Source organism: Streptomyces sp. NRRL WC-3605 (assembly GCF_001509795.1).
GTDB classification, from domain to species: Bacteria; Actinomycetota; Actinomycetes; order Streptomycetales; family Streptomycetaceae; genus Streptomyces; species Streptomyces viridochromogenes.
In genome coordinates this window covers 112,367-126,533 of the sequence record NZ_LLZN01000045.1, presented here as the reverse complement: position 1 = coordinate 126,533, position 14,167 = coordinate 112,367, and the positions used below count along the sequence as shown (strand labels likewise).

Below are 14,167 nucleotides of genomic sequence, written 5' to 3'. Positions count from 1 at the left end.
CCCGGCGCGGTACGGCGGTTGGCATACTCCCCGCATGGAGAGGCATGGGGCCGTGGAGGCGGCGCGGCACTGGCCGGCCGTCAACGGCGTCCACCAGGTGCCCGGCGGCTGGGTGAGCGACGAGAAGGCGCAGGCGCCGCTGCCCCCCGACCAGGTGGCGCGGCGCTGGGCCGGTGACGTGTTCGCCGAGGACCTGGACGCGGCCGACCAGGTGCGGCTGGCGTTCGGGCTGCTGGACCTCCTCGACGCCTACTGGGTCACCTGCGAGATCCGGTTCGCCGACGAGGGCCCGGACGGCCCGCTGCCGCAGGACGTGCTCTGGGACGGCTACCGCCGACGGCTGGAGGCTGCCAGGGACGCCGAGGTGGTCACCTACTCCCTGTGGGTGGACTGGTTCGAGGACCGCGCCACGTGCGCGCGGGCGTTCGCCGAGGTGCTGGGCAACGACATCGACCGCGTGGTGACGGAGCGCTCGCAGGCCCGACTCCGGCGGGCCGTCCGGGTCCTCGAATGCTCCGGCCCGGTGCCGTGGCCGGTGAAGGAGAGGGCGTACGAGGTCGCCGCGCGGCTTCCCGCCCTGCACATGGCTCTCTTCCGAGGTCTGCGGGCCGGCTTCCACGACGTCTACGGCGACCTGGAACCGGCCGCGGCGCTGGAACTCCTCGACCGGCTGGACCTCCTACCGGGGACCCCGCACCTCGCCCGTCTGCGCCAGGTGCTGGCCGCGGGCCACCGGAACCACCACCGCAGTCCCGGAGCCTGGCAGGAGGCGACGGACTGAGGAACGCGTCAGCCGCTGACGGAGGGGAAGCCGACGGCGCTGACGTGCGCCATCGCCTTGCTCGTCACCCGGTACCGGTCGTTCGGGACGTCACGGGACGTGGTCACGTGCACGGCAAGAGGCCCGGCCCACTCGTAGCCGCGCCGTGCGCCGTACTGCGCCAGCTTGTCGGTGAGGACCTGCCCCACCCGGGCGCCCTGGCCGACGAGTTCGGCGTGGACGTGCTCGGCGAGCTCCACGTCGTAGGCGTTCGGCACCACGACCCGGTTCTCGCTGCAGACGACCGCCTGACGGTCGCACTCGCGCCGCAGCGCGGCCACCAGCTCGACCGGCTCCTTGGGGAACCATCGCTCCCACAGCCGCCCGCCGACCCGCTCCAGGGCCTGTTCCCATCCCGTGAGGTTGCTCATCCGCACGCCACTCCTCTGTCCCGTCGTCACGGCCTCGCGTCACGCCATGGAAGGCGGGTGCCCAGAACGCCGACTTCATTGCCTCGGATCCCGCCTTCCATGTCCCCTCACCCGAATGGGCGAGCCCTCAGGAGCCGGCCACCGTGGGGTAGTCCGTGTAGCCCTCCACTCCACCGGCGTAATACGTGTCGCGGTCGCCGTCGGCCAGCGGGTGGCCGTGGGCGAAGCGGTCGACGAGGTCCGGGTTGGCGATGAAGGGCGCGCCGAAGGAGACCGCGTCCGCCAACCGCCGTTCGAGCAGCTCGTTCGCCGTCGCCTGCGTGAAGCCGAGGTTGGCGACGACGGCGCCGCGGTACTGGCTGCGGAAGCGGGAGAACGCGGTGAACGTGTCGTCCGTGTGCGCGCCCGGCGCCGGGCCGACGAGGTGGAGATAGGCCAGGTCGCTGTCGCCGAGGCGCTTCAGCAGCTGGTCGTAGTCGGCCAGGGTCTCGGCGTCCGCGGGAAAGGCGGGCCCGGCGTTCCAGTACGGGGAGAGCTTGACGCCGACGCGTTCGCCGCCCCACACGTCGCTGACGGCCTCCACGATGTCGAGGAGGAGCTGGGCGCGCTTCTCGCTGGTGCCGCCGTACGCGTCGGTGCGCCGGTTGAGTCGGGGGTTGAGGAACTGGGCGATGAGGTGGGAGCCCTGTGCGTGGATCTCCAGGCCGTCGAACCCGGCGCGCAGGGCGTTGGCGGCGGCCTGCCGGTAGTCGCGTACGGTGTCCGCGATCTCCGCGCCGCTCAGGGCGCGCGGCGTGACGGTGGCCTTGGGGCCGGCGGTGGTGAAGGACGTCTCCTGCGGGTCGACCGCCGACGGGCCGACGGGAAGGCGGCCGCCCTGGTGGTCCGGGTGCGAGACGGCACCCAGATGCCCGATCTGGGAGACGATCCTGCCTCCCGCCGCGTGCACGGACTCGGTGACCTCGGCCCAGCCGGCGGTCTGTTCGTCGGTGTAGATGCCGGGGACGTGGATGTAGCCGATCGCCTCCGGGTTGACCCAGGTCCCCTCGCTGATGATCAGGCCGGCGCCGGCCCGCTGCGCGTAGTACGTGGAGTGCAGCTCGGTGGGGGTGAGTCCGGCGTTGGTGGCGCGGGCGCGCGTCATGGGCGCCATGACGACCCGGTTGGGCAGTTCGAGCGCGCCGAGCCGGACGGGACGCAGGAGCGGCTGGGTGTCGGGTGCCGGGGTCTGGTCGGACATGAAGGTCTCTTTCGTGAGGTCGGTGTCCTCCTCGCGGTCGCGGGGAGGGTGGGTGGACGAGCAGAAGGGGTGGGTTCAGTCCTGCTTGAGGGCGTGGAGGCCGGACAGCGGACCGCCGAGCTGCATGAGACGCCCTCCCTCACGCAGGCTTCCGAGGTCGACGGGCGCGAAGCCGAACGCCGACGTCAGACCGATCACGGTGTTCTTGGCGTCGGTGTCGTCGCCCGCGAGGAACAGCACCTGCCGCCCGGCCTCATGGCGGGGGTCGGGTGCGATGTACTGCGCGAAGAGGGAGTTGAAGGCCTTGACCACACGGGCGCCGGGGAGCAGGGAGGCCACGTACTCGCTCCCGGTGAGATCGCCCAGGTCGGCGATCCGTGGGTGCGGTGGAAGGGCCTCGAACTGGTTGGTGGCGTCGATGACGACGGTCCCGTCAAGGTGAGGGAGCCGGGCGGCGACATCGCGGATCTGCGGCCAGCCGACGGCGAGGACGACGAGATCCGCGGCGGTGGCCTCCGCGGGGGTTCCGGCCGATGCGAGGGTGCCGAGCTCCTCGACCAGGGGGGCCAGGGAGCCGGGCCCTCGGCTGTTGCTGAGCACGACCTCGTGACCGTGCCGGATGGCGTGCCGCGCGATCGCCTGGGCGATGGTTCCGGCTCCGAGCATCCCGATCCTCATCGGACGGCCTCCTCTCGGGTGCCGGTCGACCGCTCGGAGGTGAGCAGGACGGTGCCGCTCTTTCCCGGGCGACGGGCGTGCTCGACGGCCGCTCTGACGTCGGCGAGGTCGTAGCGGGCGGCCACCTCGAGCAGGTCCGGCGTGTTCTGGGCGAGGTCCAGGGCGAAGGCGACGTCCCGGGCCCGCTCGTCCGGGGTGCGGTGGGTCCAGTGCCACACCGTCACGCCCCGGACCGTCAGTCCCCGCTGGACCAGGGGCAGTTCCTCCAGGGCCGTCGTGCCGGAGCCGAGCCGGCCGTAGGTGATCAGCGTGCCGCCGTCGGCGAGCAGCGTGACGAGGTCCTGGGTCAGGGCGCCCCCGACGCAGTCCAGGACGACCTGGAGGGGGCGACCGCCGGTGTGGTGCCGTACCTGCTCCCGCCAGTCGTCGTCGCTGGTCGCGATGACCGGCAGTGTGGGATACAGGCTCCGCATCTGGCGGGCGCCGGACGCGGCGCGGACGAGATTGACCAAGGGCAGACCGTGCCGGACGGCGGCCGCGCTCACGAGCCGCCCGATGGACGAACCGGCGGCCGTCTGGAGGACGGGCCCCTCGTGCTCGCCCAAGGCGTTCTCCAGCGCTCGGTGGAGCATGAGCAGGGTCAGCGGATTGACCAGCATCAGCGCCGCGGTCTCGTCACCGACTCCCTCCGGCACCGGCACGGCCCGGTCGGCCGCGACGACGACGAAGTCGGCCCAGGTGCCGGGTGCGGGGAAGACGGCGACGCGCTGACCGGGCCGCAGTGCCCGCACGTCCGGTCCGACGCTCTCGACGACGCCCATGCCCTCCACGCCGGGAGTCCGGACTTCGGGCGGCCGCTGTTCCGGGAGCCCCGGCAGGCCCTCCACGCCGACCAGGTCGCCCGGATGGACGGGCCGGACCAGCAGGCGGACGAGGACCTGTCCGGTGCCGGGGCGGGGCGGCGGACCGGGGTCCTCCTTCAGCGTGAGGACCTGTGCGGGGTCCCCCTGGCGGGTGTGCACGACGGTGCGCATGGCTCCTCCAAGCCGTTTTGATGACGAGCATCATCAAAATAATGATGAGAGGTAACCTTGAAAACGTCAAACACGGTCGGGGCGCGAGGGAGGGCGGACATGCCGCGGATCACCAAGGAAGAGAAGGCCAGGAACCGGCAGAACATCGTGGAGGCGGCCGGGCGCATGTTCCGCGCGCAGGGCATCGACGCCGTCGGGATCGCCGACCTGATGAAGGAGGCGGGCCTGACGCACGGCGGCTTCTACAACCACTTCGCGTCCAAGGACGACCTCGCCGTCGAGGTGTGCAACGCCTCCTTCGCGGCGTCCCTGGGCGTGCTCGCGCAGGCCGTCGCGGACGGGGACGCTCCCGCCGGGTCACCGCTGCGGCGGGTGGTGGACGACTACCTCTCGGCCGAGCACCGCGACGCTCCGGACGGCGGCTGCCCGTCCGCCTCGCTGGTGATCGACGCCGGACGCCACGACGAGACCATCCAGCGCTCGTACGCGGCGGGAGTGGAGGGGTACCTGACCGGCTTCGCCGCGGAACTCGCCCGCGAGCACGACGGGGAGCCCGACGGGGGGGTCGGCCCTCAGGAGGCCCGCGCCGAGGCGGTGCTGCTGCTCAGCCGGATGGTCGGCGCGATGGTGCTGGCCCGCGCCGTGCGCCACGTGGAACCCGACCTGTCCGACGAGATCCTGCGGACCTGCCGCGCGCACGCGCTGGACTGAGAGGTGCCGGGCGACAGCCTGGGTTCAGCTCCGGGAAATGCTGCCCTGCCTGCTGCGCGCGTACGGCACGACCACGATCTGCACGTCGTCCTCGTAGACGACGCGTCCCGGATCGGCGGAGCGCAGAAGCCGGCATTCGACGCCGTGCGCGGACAGGATCTCCAGGTACCCCGGAACGCGGGCGAGGAGATGCGTGGCCGACGGCTTGAACCACGCGGCGGCGCCAGGGTTCACGGTGTCGTCGTAGACGCTCGGGTCGACGGTCGAGGGGTCGGTGTACGCGGCGTCGAACCAGCGGTTGCCGCGGCGCCGGAAAGCCTCCTGCTCCTCCGACAGCCTGCCCTCCCGCGCCAGGTTGTTCACGAGCCCGAAGATCCCGGTGAACTGACCGCGGCTGTTGCGATGCGGCGACTGGAACCGCACGTACTCAACGCCTTCGCTGTCACTTATCCCCATCGGCACATCTTCGCACCGCGGGCCTCTTGCTCAGGCAACTCGCCATGGCGGCCGGGGAACTCGCGCCGGCGTCATCGTGGCTGCCGGGCAACCACGGTGAGCGGTCCCCGAAGGCGCGGGTCGGGTGCTGACCACAGCCGTGGCGGCGGGACTGAGCCGGGTGCTCAAGCGGAACTGACGGAACGGGAGCGAATCGTACGCGCGTGGGGGAGACGTCGGTTGTCTGGTTCCGACTGTGCGCACGCCGTACACCGGGCGCCGGTCTCACCGGCGCCCGGCGGGCCAGGCATGCGTCACCGCTGCCCCTGCGCGCCTTCCTGGGCCTGCTGGAACAGAGCGACCAAGCGGTGGGCCGTGTTGTCCGGGGAGTCGATCCCGGGCATGAAGTCCTCTTCCTCCGTCTCCGCCGCCCGGGCGAACATGGCCTCCTCGTACGTGGCCAGCGCCCTCTCGGCGTCTTCAGGGTGCGCGGCGAGCGCCTGGCCCAGTTCGGCGCCGTCCAGCATGGCCAGGTTGGCGCCCTCGCCGTTGGGCGCCGCGAGATGGGCGGCGTCCCCGAGCAGGGTCACCCCCGCTGTCCGGTCCCAGCGGTGCCCCGTCGGCAGGGCGTACAGCGGGCGCACCACCGGTGCCACATCGCTTTCGGTGATCAGCGCGGTGAGTTCGGGAGCCCAGCCGGCGAACTCCTGCGCGACGTGGGCGAGGGCCGCGGCCGGGTCGGAGACGTCGATCGCCGCGAACCAGTCCCGCGGTTCCGCGAGACCGACGTAGGCGTGCAGGGTGTCGCCCTTCTCCCGGTGGGCGAAGATCTCCCTGCCCGGCGACGGCGCGATCAGCATGCCGCCACCGACGGCCTTCGCGGCGGCGGGATGACGGGTGTCGGCGTCGAACAGGTACGTCTCCACCACCGTCTTGCCGGTGTACTCGGGCGTCGCGGCGGACAGCAGCGGCCGTACGCGCGACCAGGCCCCGTCCGCGCCCACCAGCAGGCCCGTGACGACCGTGCCGCCGTTAGCGAACGTCACCTCGTGGCGGCCCGCGCCGAGAGCGCGGACTGCGGTGACCTTGTGTCCCCACCGCACGGTGCCCGCGGGCAGGGAGTCGAGCAGCAACTGCCGCAGGTCACCGCGCTGCACCTCGGGGCGCCCGCCCGTACCGTCGTCGGGCACCTCCATCACGACCGTCCCGTCCCGGTCGAGCAGCCGCGTCGCCTGCCGGCCCTCCAGGACGAGCGTCTGGAACTCGTCCATCAACTCACATGCCCGCACGGCGAGCTGCCCGTTGTAGTCGTGGATGTCGAGCAGTCCGCCCTGCGCACGAGCCGCGGGGGAGGACTCTGCCTCGTAGACGGTGACGGGGATGGCGTGCAGGTGCAGGACACGGGCGAGCGTGAGGCCGCCGAGTCCGGCTCCGATGATCGTGACGGGGGTCCGCATGGTGTCGCTCCTTCGTCAGCGAGCCGCCCGGTGAGCTCCGGACGGCCTCACCGCAAAGGTGCCGACCGCCGCCGACGCGTCACCGACAGCGGGCCGACGGCCCCGACAGCGCCCCGACAGAGCGGCGACACCGCTCCGGGGTGCCGTCCGATACCTGGCCGAGCCGTCACCGATACACGATGGATGGGTACGGCAGACATAATGCGCATTCGAACGACAGGCCGCCGCGGGTGACGCGGACGGCGCACGGCACGGAAGGAAGGTCGGGCCCCATGGCTGACGGGGACACCCCGGCACCCGTGTCGATCCTGCTGGTCGAGGACGACGAGGTGATCCGCAGGTCGCTCGCCCTGGCGCTGGAGCGCTACGGCTACCGCGTCACCGGCGCCGCCGACGGACTGACCGGCCTGGAGCTGTTCCGGGAGGGCGGCCACGACCTGCTGCTGCTCGACGTGATGCTGCCCGGCCTCGACGGCATCGGGCTGTGCCGCCGGATCAGGGAGAGCAGCATGGACCCGATCCTGATGATGTCCGCGCGCGGCGACGCACTGGACGTCGTCTCCGGCCTGGAGGCGGGCGCCGACGACTACGTCGTCAAGCCCGTCGACACCGCCGTCCTGGTGGCCCGTATCCGCTCGCTCCTGCGGCGTGCCGTCTACGCCCCCACCCCGGACGGCACCGCCGCGGCCTCCGCGCGTCCGGAACCCCCGTCCCCGGAGCCCGGCACCCGGCTCGTCTTCGGCGACCTCGTCATCGACACCGCGGGCCTCGAGGTCTCCGTGGCGGGGCGTGCCGTCGCGCTGGCGCCGACCGAACTGCGGCTGCTGCTGGAGTTCGCCGCCAGCCCCGGCATCGTGCTGGACCGGCAGACCCTGCTGCGCAACGTGTGGGACTACGGCTGGGACGGCGACAGCCGCGTCGTCGACCTGTGCGTGCAACGGCTGCGCAAGAAGATCGGAGCCGAGCGCGTGGAGACGGTGCGCGGCTTCGGCTACAAGCTGCGGCGCTGACATGGACGCCCTCCGCGACCTGCGCAACTGGCGTTCGCTGCGCTGGAAGATCGCCCTGCTCGTCGCCGTCTGCTGCTGCGCCGTCGCGCTGACCGTCGGCCGGCTCGTGCACACCAGCACCCTCGACCGGTCCATGAACGACGGCGGCGCCAAGGCCGTGGCGGCACTGGACCAGGCCCTGGACGACTACCAGCGCGACGGCACCCCGCCCGCCGGGCTGCACACGGCTCCCGGGGAACTGCCCGACGAACTGCTGCACCGGCTGCGCGGCGGCCAGGACACGAGCGGCGGGTACGTCACGTGGTACGAGGCGGACGGCCCCGGCGACCACCCGTCGATGTGGGCGGCGAAGACCTACCACGGCGAGCCCGTCGCCGCGGAGACCGACATGACCAGCGACCTGCTCACCCGCCGCGCCCTGGACCGGCACATGTGGAAGTACTCGCTGCTCACGCTCGGCGTCGTGGTGCCGCTCGCGGCGCTCGCCGCCGAACTCCCGCACCGCCGGCTGCGGCGCGTGGCGCACACCGCACGCCGTATCGCCGCCGGTGACCTGACCGCCCGCACCGAGGCCGGCGGCCGTGGCGGCGACGAGATCACCGACATCGCGGCCACGGTCGACTCGATGGCCGACAGCCTGCACCAGCGGTTGCTCACGGAGCAGCGCTTCACCGCCGACGTCGCGCACGAACTGCGCACCCCGCTGATGGGCCTGGTCACCGGGAGCGGTCTGCTGCCCGAGGGCGAGGCCACCGAGCTGGTCCGCGACCGGGTCCACGTCCTGCGGACGCTCGTCGAGGACCTGCTGGAGATCTCCCGCCTCGACGCGGGCGCCGAGCGGGCCGACGCCCGCCCCGTGCCGCTGGCGGAGGCCGTCGCCGAGTCCTTGAGCCGCACGGGGCTGGAGACCCCGCTCGTCACGCACGACGCCGCGTGCGTCGAGACCGACCCACGGCGCCTGGACCGTATCGTCACCAACCTGGTCGTCAACGCCCACCGGCACGGCCGGCAGCCCGTCGAGGTGACGGTCGCGGACACGACGGTGACCGTACGGGACCATGGCCCCGGCTTCCCCGAGGACCTGCTCGCCGATGGACCCCAGCGCTTCCGCACCGGGACACCGGAACGCGGCCGCGGGCACGGCCTGGGTCTGACCATCGCCCTCGGCCAGGCCCGGGTCATCGGGGCGGAGCTGTCCTTCGCGAACTCCCCCGACGGCGGCGCCGTGGCCACCCTCCGCCTGCCGGCCACCGCCTGACGCCCCTTCCCCGGGCCCCGTTACACGACGGATGCACGGCCGAGCGGCAGCGAAGACCCGGCCACGATCAGCCCGACATCGGGCCCGCCCACAGTGACCGGTGTGCGTGAACGCCGCGCCCCGTGCCCTGTGGAGGTGCCCCCCCATGCCCCCGACGTCCGAGCCCGCACTCCGCCCCCTACGACGCCGTCCCCTGCTCCTCACGACCGGGACCGTGTCCCTGGTCGGCCTGCTTACGCTCGGCGCCGCCGTCCTCGACGGAGGTGACCCCACCGGCACCCCTCGGACGTCGTCGTGGAAGCTGCCCTGGCCCCGGGAAGGGCAGGCGGCCGTCCGGATCGACGGCCTCGGCGAGCGAGGCGACCTGGGTTCCCACGGTTCGCGCACACCGGTGCCGATCGCCAGCGTGACGAAGGTGATGACGGCGTACGTGATCCTGCGCGACCACCCGCTGCGGGACGGCACGTCCGGCCCCCGGATCACCGTCGACCAGCAGGCCGCCGACGAGTCCGTCTCCGGCGTGGAGTCCACCGTCCCGCTGGAGCGGGGGCAGCGGCTCAGCGAACGGCGACTGCTGGAACTGATGCTGGTCCCGTCGGGGAACAACGTCGCCCGGCTGCTGGCCCGCTGGGACGCCGGTTCCGAGGCGGCGTTCGTGACGAAGATGAACCGGGCCGCCGACGCGCTCGGCATGCGCCGGACCACCTACACCGGGGCCAGCGGTCTCGAACCCAGCACCACGAGCACCGCCGCCGACCAGCTGGAACTGGCCCGCCAGGTCATGCGGGACAAGGCGTTCAGGTCGGTCGTCGCCCAGCCCCGCACCACCGTTCCGGGCGCACCCCGCACCCTCCCCAACACCAACACGCTGCTGGACACCCCGGGTGTGATCGGCATCAAGACCGGCTCCAGCACGCCCGCGGGCGGCGCGCTGATGTGGGCGGTCACCGTGCCCGACCGGCGCGGACGGGAGCACCTCGCCCTCGGTGTCGTCCTGCACCAACGCGCCGGCACCAGCCCTCAGGACGGCCTGCGGGCGGTCTTCGACAGCAGCCGCGCACTCGTCGAGGCGGTACGGCACCGGATGTCCCGCACCGAGCCCGTGTCCGCGACCGCCGCCGGAAGCCGGTGAGGCGGCCGTGACCCCACTCCTCGACCCCTCGACGGTCACCCCCGCCCCTCCGAGGCGCCCGGACCGGTACGACGGCATCTGGCGCAGAGGCCGGATCATCGCCCTGCTCGCGGCCCTGGCCGCCGCGACCATGCTGGGGCCCTCCCTGATCCCCGACCGGCCCGGACACCTCGGGAGCCTCGTCCAGACGTTCCTGCCCTGGACCGGCCTCGCGGTCCCGCCGCTCCTCGCCTGCGCGGTCGTCCGGCGCTCCGCCACGGCCGCCGTGGCCCTGCTGCTGCCCGCGATCGTGTGGTGCTCCCTCTTCGGCGGGCGCTGTACCGACAAACGCGCGGCGGGCGGGGACCTGACCGTGGTGACTCACAACGTCAACGAGCACAATCCGCACCCGGCCCGCACGGCCCGCGCCCTGGCCGCCTCCGGCGCCGACGTGGTGGCTCTGGAGGAGCTGGGGGACGACACCCCGGTCTACGAGCGGGAGCTGGCCGCCGGGCTCCCGTACCACTCGGTGCACGGCACGGTCGGCCTGTGGAGCCGCTATCCCGTCGCCGACGCCCGTACGGTCGACATCGCGCCCTGGCCGCGCGCCCTGCGGGCCACCGTCCGCACGCCCGAGGGGCCGGTCGCCGTGTACGTCGCCCATCTGTCGTCCGTGCGGTTCGGCGTCACGTCGGGGTTCGGCACGGACGCACGGGACGCCGGTGCCCGCCGTCTCGCCGCCGCGCTGGGCGCCGAACCACTCGCCCGGACCCTGGTCGTGGGCGACTTCAACGGCACCACGGACGACAACGCCCTGTCCGTCCTGACCTCGCGCCTGCGTTCCGCCCAGGACGTGGCGGGGAAGGGCTTCGGCCTGAGCTGGCCCGCCTCGTTCCCGCTGGCCCGGATCGACCACATCCTCGTGCGCGGGCTGGAGCCGCGGTCGGCCTGGACTCTCCCGGCCACGGACAGTGATCATCTGCCGGTGGCGGCGTCCTTGCGGCTGCGCGGAGGGCCGTGACCAGGTCATGGACCGAGGTGGGCGCTCGCCGGCGTTGTGATTAACTGCCAGTCGCGGTGTGCAAGCGCCCGTGGTCCGGTGGAGGAGGAAGCAGATGAGCCGCCGGGACGAGCCCTCGACGCCGGAGCGCACCCCCTCCGGTGGGAGCGGAGCCGACGCCGTCACCCGTATCCGCGCGGGCAGGCCCACCCTGCCCCCTTCCCTGCGGCGGGTCGCGGACGCCGTGATCGCGGACCCGGCCGGCAGCTCGGAACTCTCCATCGGGGCGCTCGCCGAACAGGCCGCCACGTCGCCCGCCACCGTGCTGCGGTTCTGCCGGACCCTCGGCTTCGGCAGCTACCCCCAGCTGCGGCTCGCGCTGGCCGCCGCGGTCGCGCACGAGCGGGCCGTGGGCGGGGAGCGGTCGGTGCTCGGCACCGACATCGACCCGACCGACAGCCTGGAACAGATCGTCAAGAAGATCATCTACAACGAGGTCCGCGCACTCGACGAGACCGCCCGCAGCGTGGACCCGGCGGTCCTCGGCCGTGCCGTCGACGCCATCACCGAGGCCCGGCGCATCGACATCTTCGGAGTCGGCGCCAGCGCTTTCGTCGGCCAGGACCTGCACCAGAAGCTGCATCGCATCGGGCACATCGCGTTCGTGTGGACGGACGTGCACGCCGCCCTGACGGCGACCGCCCTGCTGGGCCCCGGCGACGTGGCGATCGGCATCTCCCACTCCGGTGAGACGGAGGACACCGTCGAACCCCTGACCGTGGCCGCCGCCCGGGGCGCCACCACCGTCGCCCTCACCAACTTCCCGCAGTCGGCCCTGGCGGAGGCGGCCGACCTCGTCCTCACCACATCCGCGCGCGAAACCCCGTTCCGCTCCGGCGCCACGGTCAGCCGTATCGCCCAACTCGCCCTGATCGACTGCCTGTTCGTCGCCGTGGCCCAGCGCTCCTACGATGCCGCGGCGGAGGCGCTCCAGGAGACGTACACGGCCGTGCAACGCCGCCGGAAGCGCCACCCGTAACAGCGGGCCGCCACCTCGGAGATCGGCTCAACCGGCTCGATCATCCATCTGGACGATCCCGGCCCGCGCGTGCCGACGGAGAATCATGCGTGACGGAATGTGGCTCGGGCGATGACCAATTCGTCAGTTTCATGGGATTCACCATCAGCCACACGTTCGTGACGCCGTCGTCACTGACGTCGAAGGTGGCAATTCCGTATCGGTGTTCCTCATTTCGGAGAATGAACCCGAGTCCGTCAGCTGTATCGCGTCGCTCCAGACGGAGCGCGGGCTGCTTGCGCATCACGCCCATGAACCACCGGGCCACATGATCCGACCCGCGGATGACCCGAGGCGCGGCATTGACGAAACCGCCGCCGTCGACTCGAAGCTCGACGTCCGGAGCCAGCAGGCGGAGCAGGCCCTCGATGTCCCCTCCGACCGTCGCGTCACGGAATGCCCGAACGACCTCATCATGGTGGCGCGGAGAAACCTGTGCGCGTCTGCCCCGCCGAACGTGCCGCCGTGCGGACGTCGCCAACTGCCGCGTGGCTGCGGCCGAACGGCCGACGACACGAGCGATCTCGTCGAACGGGACCCCGAACACGTCGTGGAGCACGAACGTCACTCGCTCTGCCGGCGTCATGGCCTCGAGGACCGTCAGCAGTGCCATGCTGACGGTGTCGTCGAGGGTGACGCGTTCCAGCGGATCGGCAGCGGGAGGACCGGAGTTCAGCGGCGCCTTCGCCGTGCCGGCGAAGAGGTCGGCCGGGACAGGTTCCGGCAGCCATTGCCCGACGTACGTCTCCCGCCGTGCGCGCGCGGAACCCAGCAGGTCGAGACAGATGCGGCTCGCCACACGAGTCAGCCATGCCGCGGGCGTGGCGATCGCGTCGCGTTCGTCCGGCTCGAGGCGGTACCACCTGACGTATGTCTCCTGCACGACATCCTCGGCGTCGGCCAGGGTGCCCGTCATGCGAAAGGCCAGCGACAGCAGACGATGGCGCTCCGCCATGACCGCATCGAGAGCCCGTGGATCCTCACGCTCGGCCTTTTCGAAATCCGCTGATTCCGCGGAAACATCTTCCGGCACGGGACACCCTTTCCCATGGGAGCGCACATGCCTGAACTGTTCGACGGCGGTCAGCGTTGCGCGCCACTCTTCATCATCGCATTCAGACGGTGGGGATCCCTGGAATCGGGTATCGCACGATGCCGGTCCGGTGCGCGCCGCGCGGAACCATGGCCTCGATGGGCCCCTGTCCCTCCACGGTCACCACCTCACGACGGTCTCCGCGATGCGCCAGAGTGGCGCGGAAGAGGTCGTCGTGGAAGAAGCGGTCGGGCCCTGCGATCTCGATCTCGCTTCCCGGCTCCAGCGTGGTGACGGCCTCGGCGAGCAGATCGACGACCTCGTCCAGCTCGACGGGCTGGATGTAGGACCTCGGAGCGTGGACCTTTCCGTCCACGGTGTGCTGGTCGATGAGGACGGGGATGTAGCTCTGGAACTGCGTGGCCCGAATGATGGTGGCGGGGATCGAAGCGGATCGCACGGCCTTCTCCTGGGCCACCTTGCCCAGGTAGTACCCGATCTCGGACGCGTCGCCCTCCCCGACGCCGACGATGGACAGCACGATGTGATGGCGTACGCCGGCCCGCTCGCCCTCCGCCGTGAGGGTGTCGATCGCTCCCTCGAAGAACGAGATCGCCCCCTCCGCGTCGAAACGGGGCGTGTTGAGGACGTTCACGATGGTGTCGACTCCCACGAGGGCCTCCGCGAGCCCCTTGCCCGAGAGCACGTCGATCCCGTCCTCCAGCCCTCCCGGGACCGCCTCGATGCCCTTGGCCTCCAGGGTGTCGGCGAGGCGGGACCCCACGCGGCCGCGCCCACCAGCGATGAAAACCTTCATGTCCGCTCTCCGTTCCGGGGCGCCGGTCGCCGCCCTCACCGACATGACGACGCAGGCCGGACGGATGTGAGGTCGCCCGGGTCGCTCAGCAGACCCACTCCATGTAACTAATTT

Annotated in this window: 15 protein-coding genes; 7 read left to right on the top strand and 8 right to left on the bottom strand. The window is 72.0% G+C overall.

Annotated features, from left to right (window positions below; genetic code table 11):
- The first annotated feature begins 34 nt into the window (after positions 1-34).
- Positions 35-781, top strand: a complete 747-nt coding sequence (locus ADL34_RS10620; RefSeq protein ID WP_062672521.1) for a hypothetical protein — start codon at positions 35-37, stop codon at positions 779-781.
- 8 nt (positions 782-789) lie between these two features.
- Here ADL34_RS10620 and ADL34_RS10615 read toward each other — a convergent pair whose 3' ends face one another.
- The 4 genes from ADL34_RS10615 to ADL34_RS10600 all read right to left on the bottom strand — a co-directional run bounded on the left by ADL34_RS10615 (position 790) and on the right by ADL34_RS10600 (position 4,143).
- Positions 790-1,191 carry a DUF3662 domain-containing protein gene (locus ADL34_RS10615; RefSeq protein ID WP_062672523.1) on the bottom strand — a complete coding sequence of 134 codons (402 nt, stop codon included), beginning with the start codon at positions 1,189-1,191 and terminating at the stop codon, positions 790-792.
- Between the two features lie 127 nt (positions 1,192-1,318).
- Complete coding sequence (locus ADL34_RS10610; protein ID WP_062672525.1) at positions 1,319-2,431, bottom strand: alkene reductase; 1,113 nt, start codon at positions 2,429-2,431, stop codon at positions 1,319-1,321.
- Between the two features lie 75 nt (positions 2,432-2,506).
- Positions 2,507-3,109 carry an NADPH-dependent F420 reductase gene (locus ADL34_RS10605; RefSeq protein WP_062672526.1) on the bottom strand — a complete coding sequence of 201 codons (603 nt, stop codon included), beginning with the start codon at positions 3,107-3,109 and terminating at the stop codon, positions 2,507-2,509.
- Positions 3,106-4,143 carry a zinc-binding dehydrogenase gene (locus ADL34_RS10600; protein ID WP_062672528.1) on the bottom strand — a complete coding sequence of 346 codons (1,038 nt, stop codon included), beginning with the start codon at positions 4,141-4,143 and terminating at the stop codon, positions 3,106-3,108. Before ADL34_RS10600 ends, ADL34_RS10605 begins: the two co-directional genes overlap by 4 nt.
- 99 nt (positions 4,144-4,242) lie before the next feature.
- On the opposite strand from ADL34_RS10600, the gene ADL34_RS10595 reads away from it, so the two are divergent.
- A complete protein-coding gene (locus ADL34_RS10595; protein WP_062672530.1) occupies positions 4,243-4,854 on the top strand; it encodes a TetR/AcrR family transcriptional regulator in 612 nt (203 codons plus the stop codon).
- Between the two features lie 24 nt (positions 4,855-4,878).
- On the opposite strand, the gene ADL34_RS10590 is transcribed toward ADL34_RS10595, so the two are convergent.
- Together ADL34_RS10590 and ADL34_RS10585 are read right to left on the bottom strand one after the other, a co-directional pair.
- A complete protein-coding gene (locus ADL34_RS10590) occupies positions 4,879-5,310 on the bottom strand; it encodes a hypothetical protein (protein WP_062672532.1) in 432 nt (143 codons plus the stop codon).
- 293 nt (positions 5,311-5,603) lie between these two features.
- Positions 5,604-6,746 carry an FAD-dependent oxidoreductase gene (locus ADL34_RS10585; protein WP_062672534.1) on the bottom strand — a complete coding sequence of 381 codons (1,143 nt, stop codon included), beginning with the start codon at positions 6,744-6,746 and terminating at the stop codon, positions 5,604-5,606.
- A 272-nt stretch (positions 6,747-7,018) separates the two neighbouring features.
- On the opposite strand from ADL34_RS10585, the gene cseB reads away from it, so the two are divergent.
- The 5 genes from cseB to ADL34_RS10560 all read left to right on the top strand — a co-directional run bounded on the left by cseB (position 7,019) and on the right by ADL34_RS10560 (position 12,164).
- Positions 7,019-7,756, top strand: a complete 738-nt coding sequence (gene cseB, locus ADL34_RS10580; protein WP_062672536.1) for a two-component system response regulator CseB — start codon at positions 7,019-7,021, stop codon at positions 7,754-7,756.
- 1 nt (position 7,757) lies between these two features.
- Positions 7,758-9,014 (top strand): sensor histidine kinase, encoded by a 1,257-nt coding sequence (locus ADL34_RS10575; protein WP_062672538.1) that lies wholly within the window; start codon positions 7,758-7,760, stop codon positions 9,012-9,014.
- A gap of 145 nt (positions 9,015-9,159) precedes the next feature.
- Entirely contained in the window at positions 9,160-10,146 is a 987-nt protein-coding gene (locus ADL34_RS10570) for a D-alanyl-D-alanine carboxypeptidase family protein (protein WP_062672540.1), read from the top strand.
- A 130-nt stretch (positions 10,147-10,276) separates the two neighbouring features.
- Positions 10,277-11,146 carry an endonuclease/exonuclease/phosphatase family protein gene (locus ADL34_RS10565; protein ID WP_062672707.1) on the top strand — a complete coding sequence of 290 codons (870 nt, stop codon included), beginning with the start codon at positions 10,277-10,279 and terminating at the stop codon, positions 11,144-11,146.
- Between the two features lie 94 nt (positions 11,147-11,240).
- The gene (locus ADL34_RS10560; protein ID WP_062672542.1) at positions 11,241-12,164 is read left to right on the top strand and encodes a MurR/RpiR family transcriptional regulator; all 924 of its coding nucleotides are present in this window, start codon (positions 11,241-11,243) and stop codon (positions 12,162-12,164) included.
- A gap of 40 nt (positions 12,165-12,204) precedes the next feature.
- Here ADL34_RS10560 and sigJ read toward each other — a convergent pair whose 3' ends face one another.
- Both sigJ and ADL34_RS10550 read right to left on the bottom strand, forming a co-directional pair.
- Positions 12,205-13,236: an RNA polymerase sigma factor SigJ gene (gene sigJ, locus ADL34_RS10555; protein ID WP_079034385.1), complete on the bottom strand. Its 1,032-nt coding sequence runs from the start codon at positions 13,234-13,236 to the stop codon at positions 12,205-12,207.
- Positions 13,237-13,318: 82 nt separating this feature from the next.
- The gene (locus ADL34_RS10550; RefSeq protein ID WP_062672544.1) at positions 13,319-14,053 is read right to left on the bottom strand and encodes an SDR family oxidoreductase; all 735 of its coding nucleotides are present in this window, start codon (positions 14,051-14,053) and stop codon (positions 13,319-13,321) included.
- Positions 14,054-14,167: the final 114 nt, after the last annotated feature.

Excerpts from the sequence above, each read along its gene's own strand:
- ADL34_RS10620 (WP_062672521.1), top strand. The coding sequence starts at position 35 with ATGGAGAGGCATGGGGCCGTGGAGGCGGCGCGGCACTGGCCGGCCGTC.
- ADL34_RS10615 (WP_062672523.1), bottom strand. The coding sequence starts at position 1,191 with ATGAGCAACCTCACGGGATGGGAACAGGCCCTGGAGCGGGTCGGCGGG.
- ADL34_RS10610 (WP_062672525.1), bottom strand. The coding sequence starts at position 2,431 with ATGTCCGACCAGACCCCGGCACCCGACACCCAGCCGCTCCTGCGTCCC.
- ADL34_RS10605 (WP_062672526.1), bottom strand. The coding sequence starts at position 3,109 with ATGAGGATCGGGATGCTCGGAGCCGGAACCATCGCCCAGGCGATCGCG.
- ADL34_RS10600 (WP_062672528.1), bottom strand. The coding sequence starts at position 4,143 with ATGCGCACCGTCGTGCACACCCGCCAGGGGGACCCCGCACAGGTCCTC.
- ADL34_RS10595 (WP_062672530.1), top strand. The coding sequence starts at position 4,243 with ATGCCGCGGATCACCAAGGAAGAGAAGGCCAGGAACCGGCAGAACATC.
- ADL34_RS10590 (WP_062672532.1), bottom strand. The coding sequence starts at position 5,310 with ATGGGGATAAGTGACAGCGAAGGCGTTGAGTACGTGCGGTTCCAGTCG.
- ADL34_RS10585 (WP_062672534.1), bottom strand. The coding sequence starts at position 6,746 with ATGCGGACCCCCGTCACGATCATCGGAGCCGGACTCGGCGGCCTCACG.
- cseB (WP_062672536.1), top strand. The coding sequence starts at position 7,019 with ATGGCTGACGGGGACACCCCGGCACCCGTGTCGATCCTGCTGGTCGAG.
- ADL34_RS10575 (WP_062672538.1), top strand. The coding sequence starts at position 7,758 with ATGGACGCCCTCCGCGACCTGCGCAACTGGCGTTCGCTGCGCTGGAAG.
- ADL34_RS10570 (WP_062672540.1), top strand. The coding sequence starts at position 9,160 with ATGCCCCCGACGTCCGAGCCCGCACTCCGCCCCCTACGACGCCGTCCC.
- ADL34_RS10565 (WP_062672707.1), top strand. The coding sequence starts at position 10,277 with ATGCTGGGGCCCTCCCTGATCCCCGACCGGCCCGGACACCTCGGGAGC.
- ADL34_RS10560 (WP_062672542.1), top strand. The coding sequence starts at position 11,241 with ATGAGCCGCCGGGACGAGCCCTCGACGCCGGAGCGCACCCCCTCCGGT.
- ADL34_RS10550 (WP_062672544.1), bottom strand. The coding sequence starts at position 14,053 with ATGAAGGTTTTCATCGCTGGTGGGCGCGGCCGCGTGGGGTCCCGCCTC.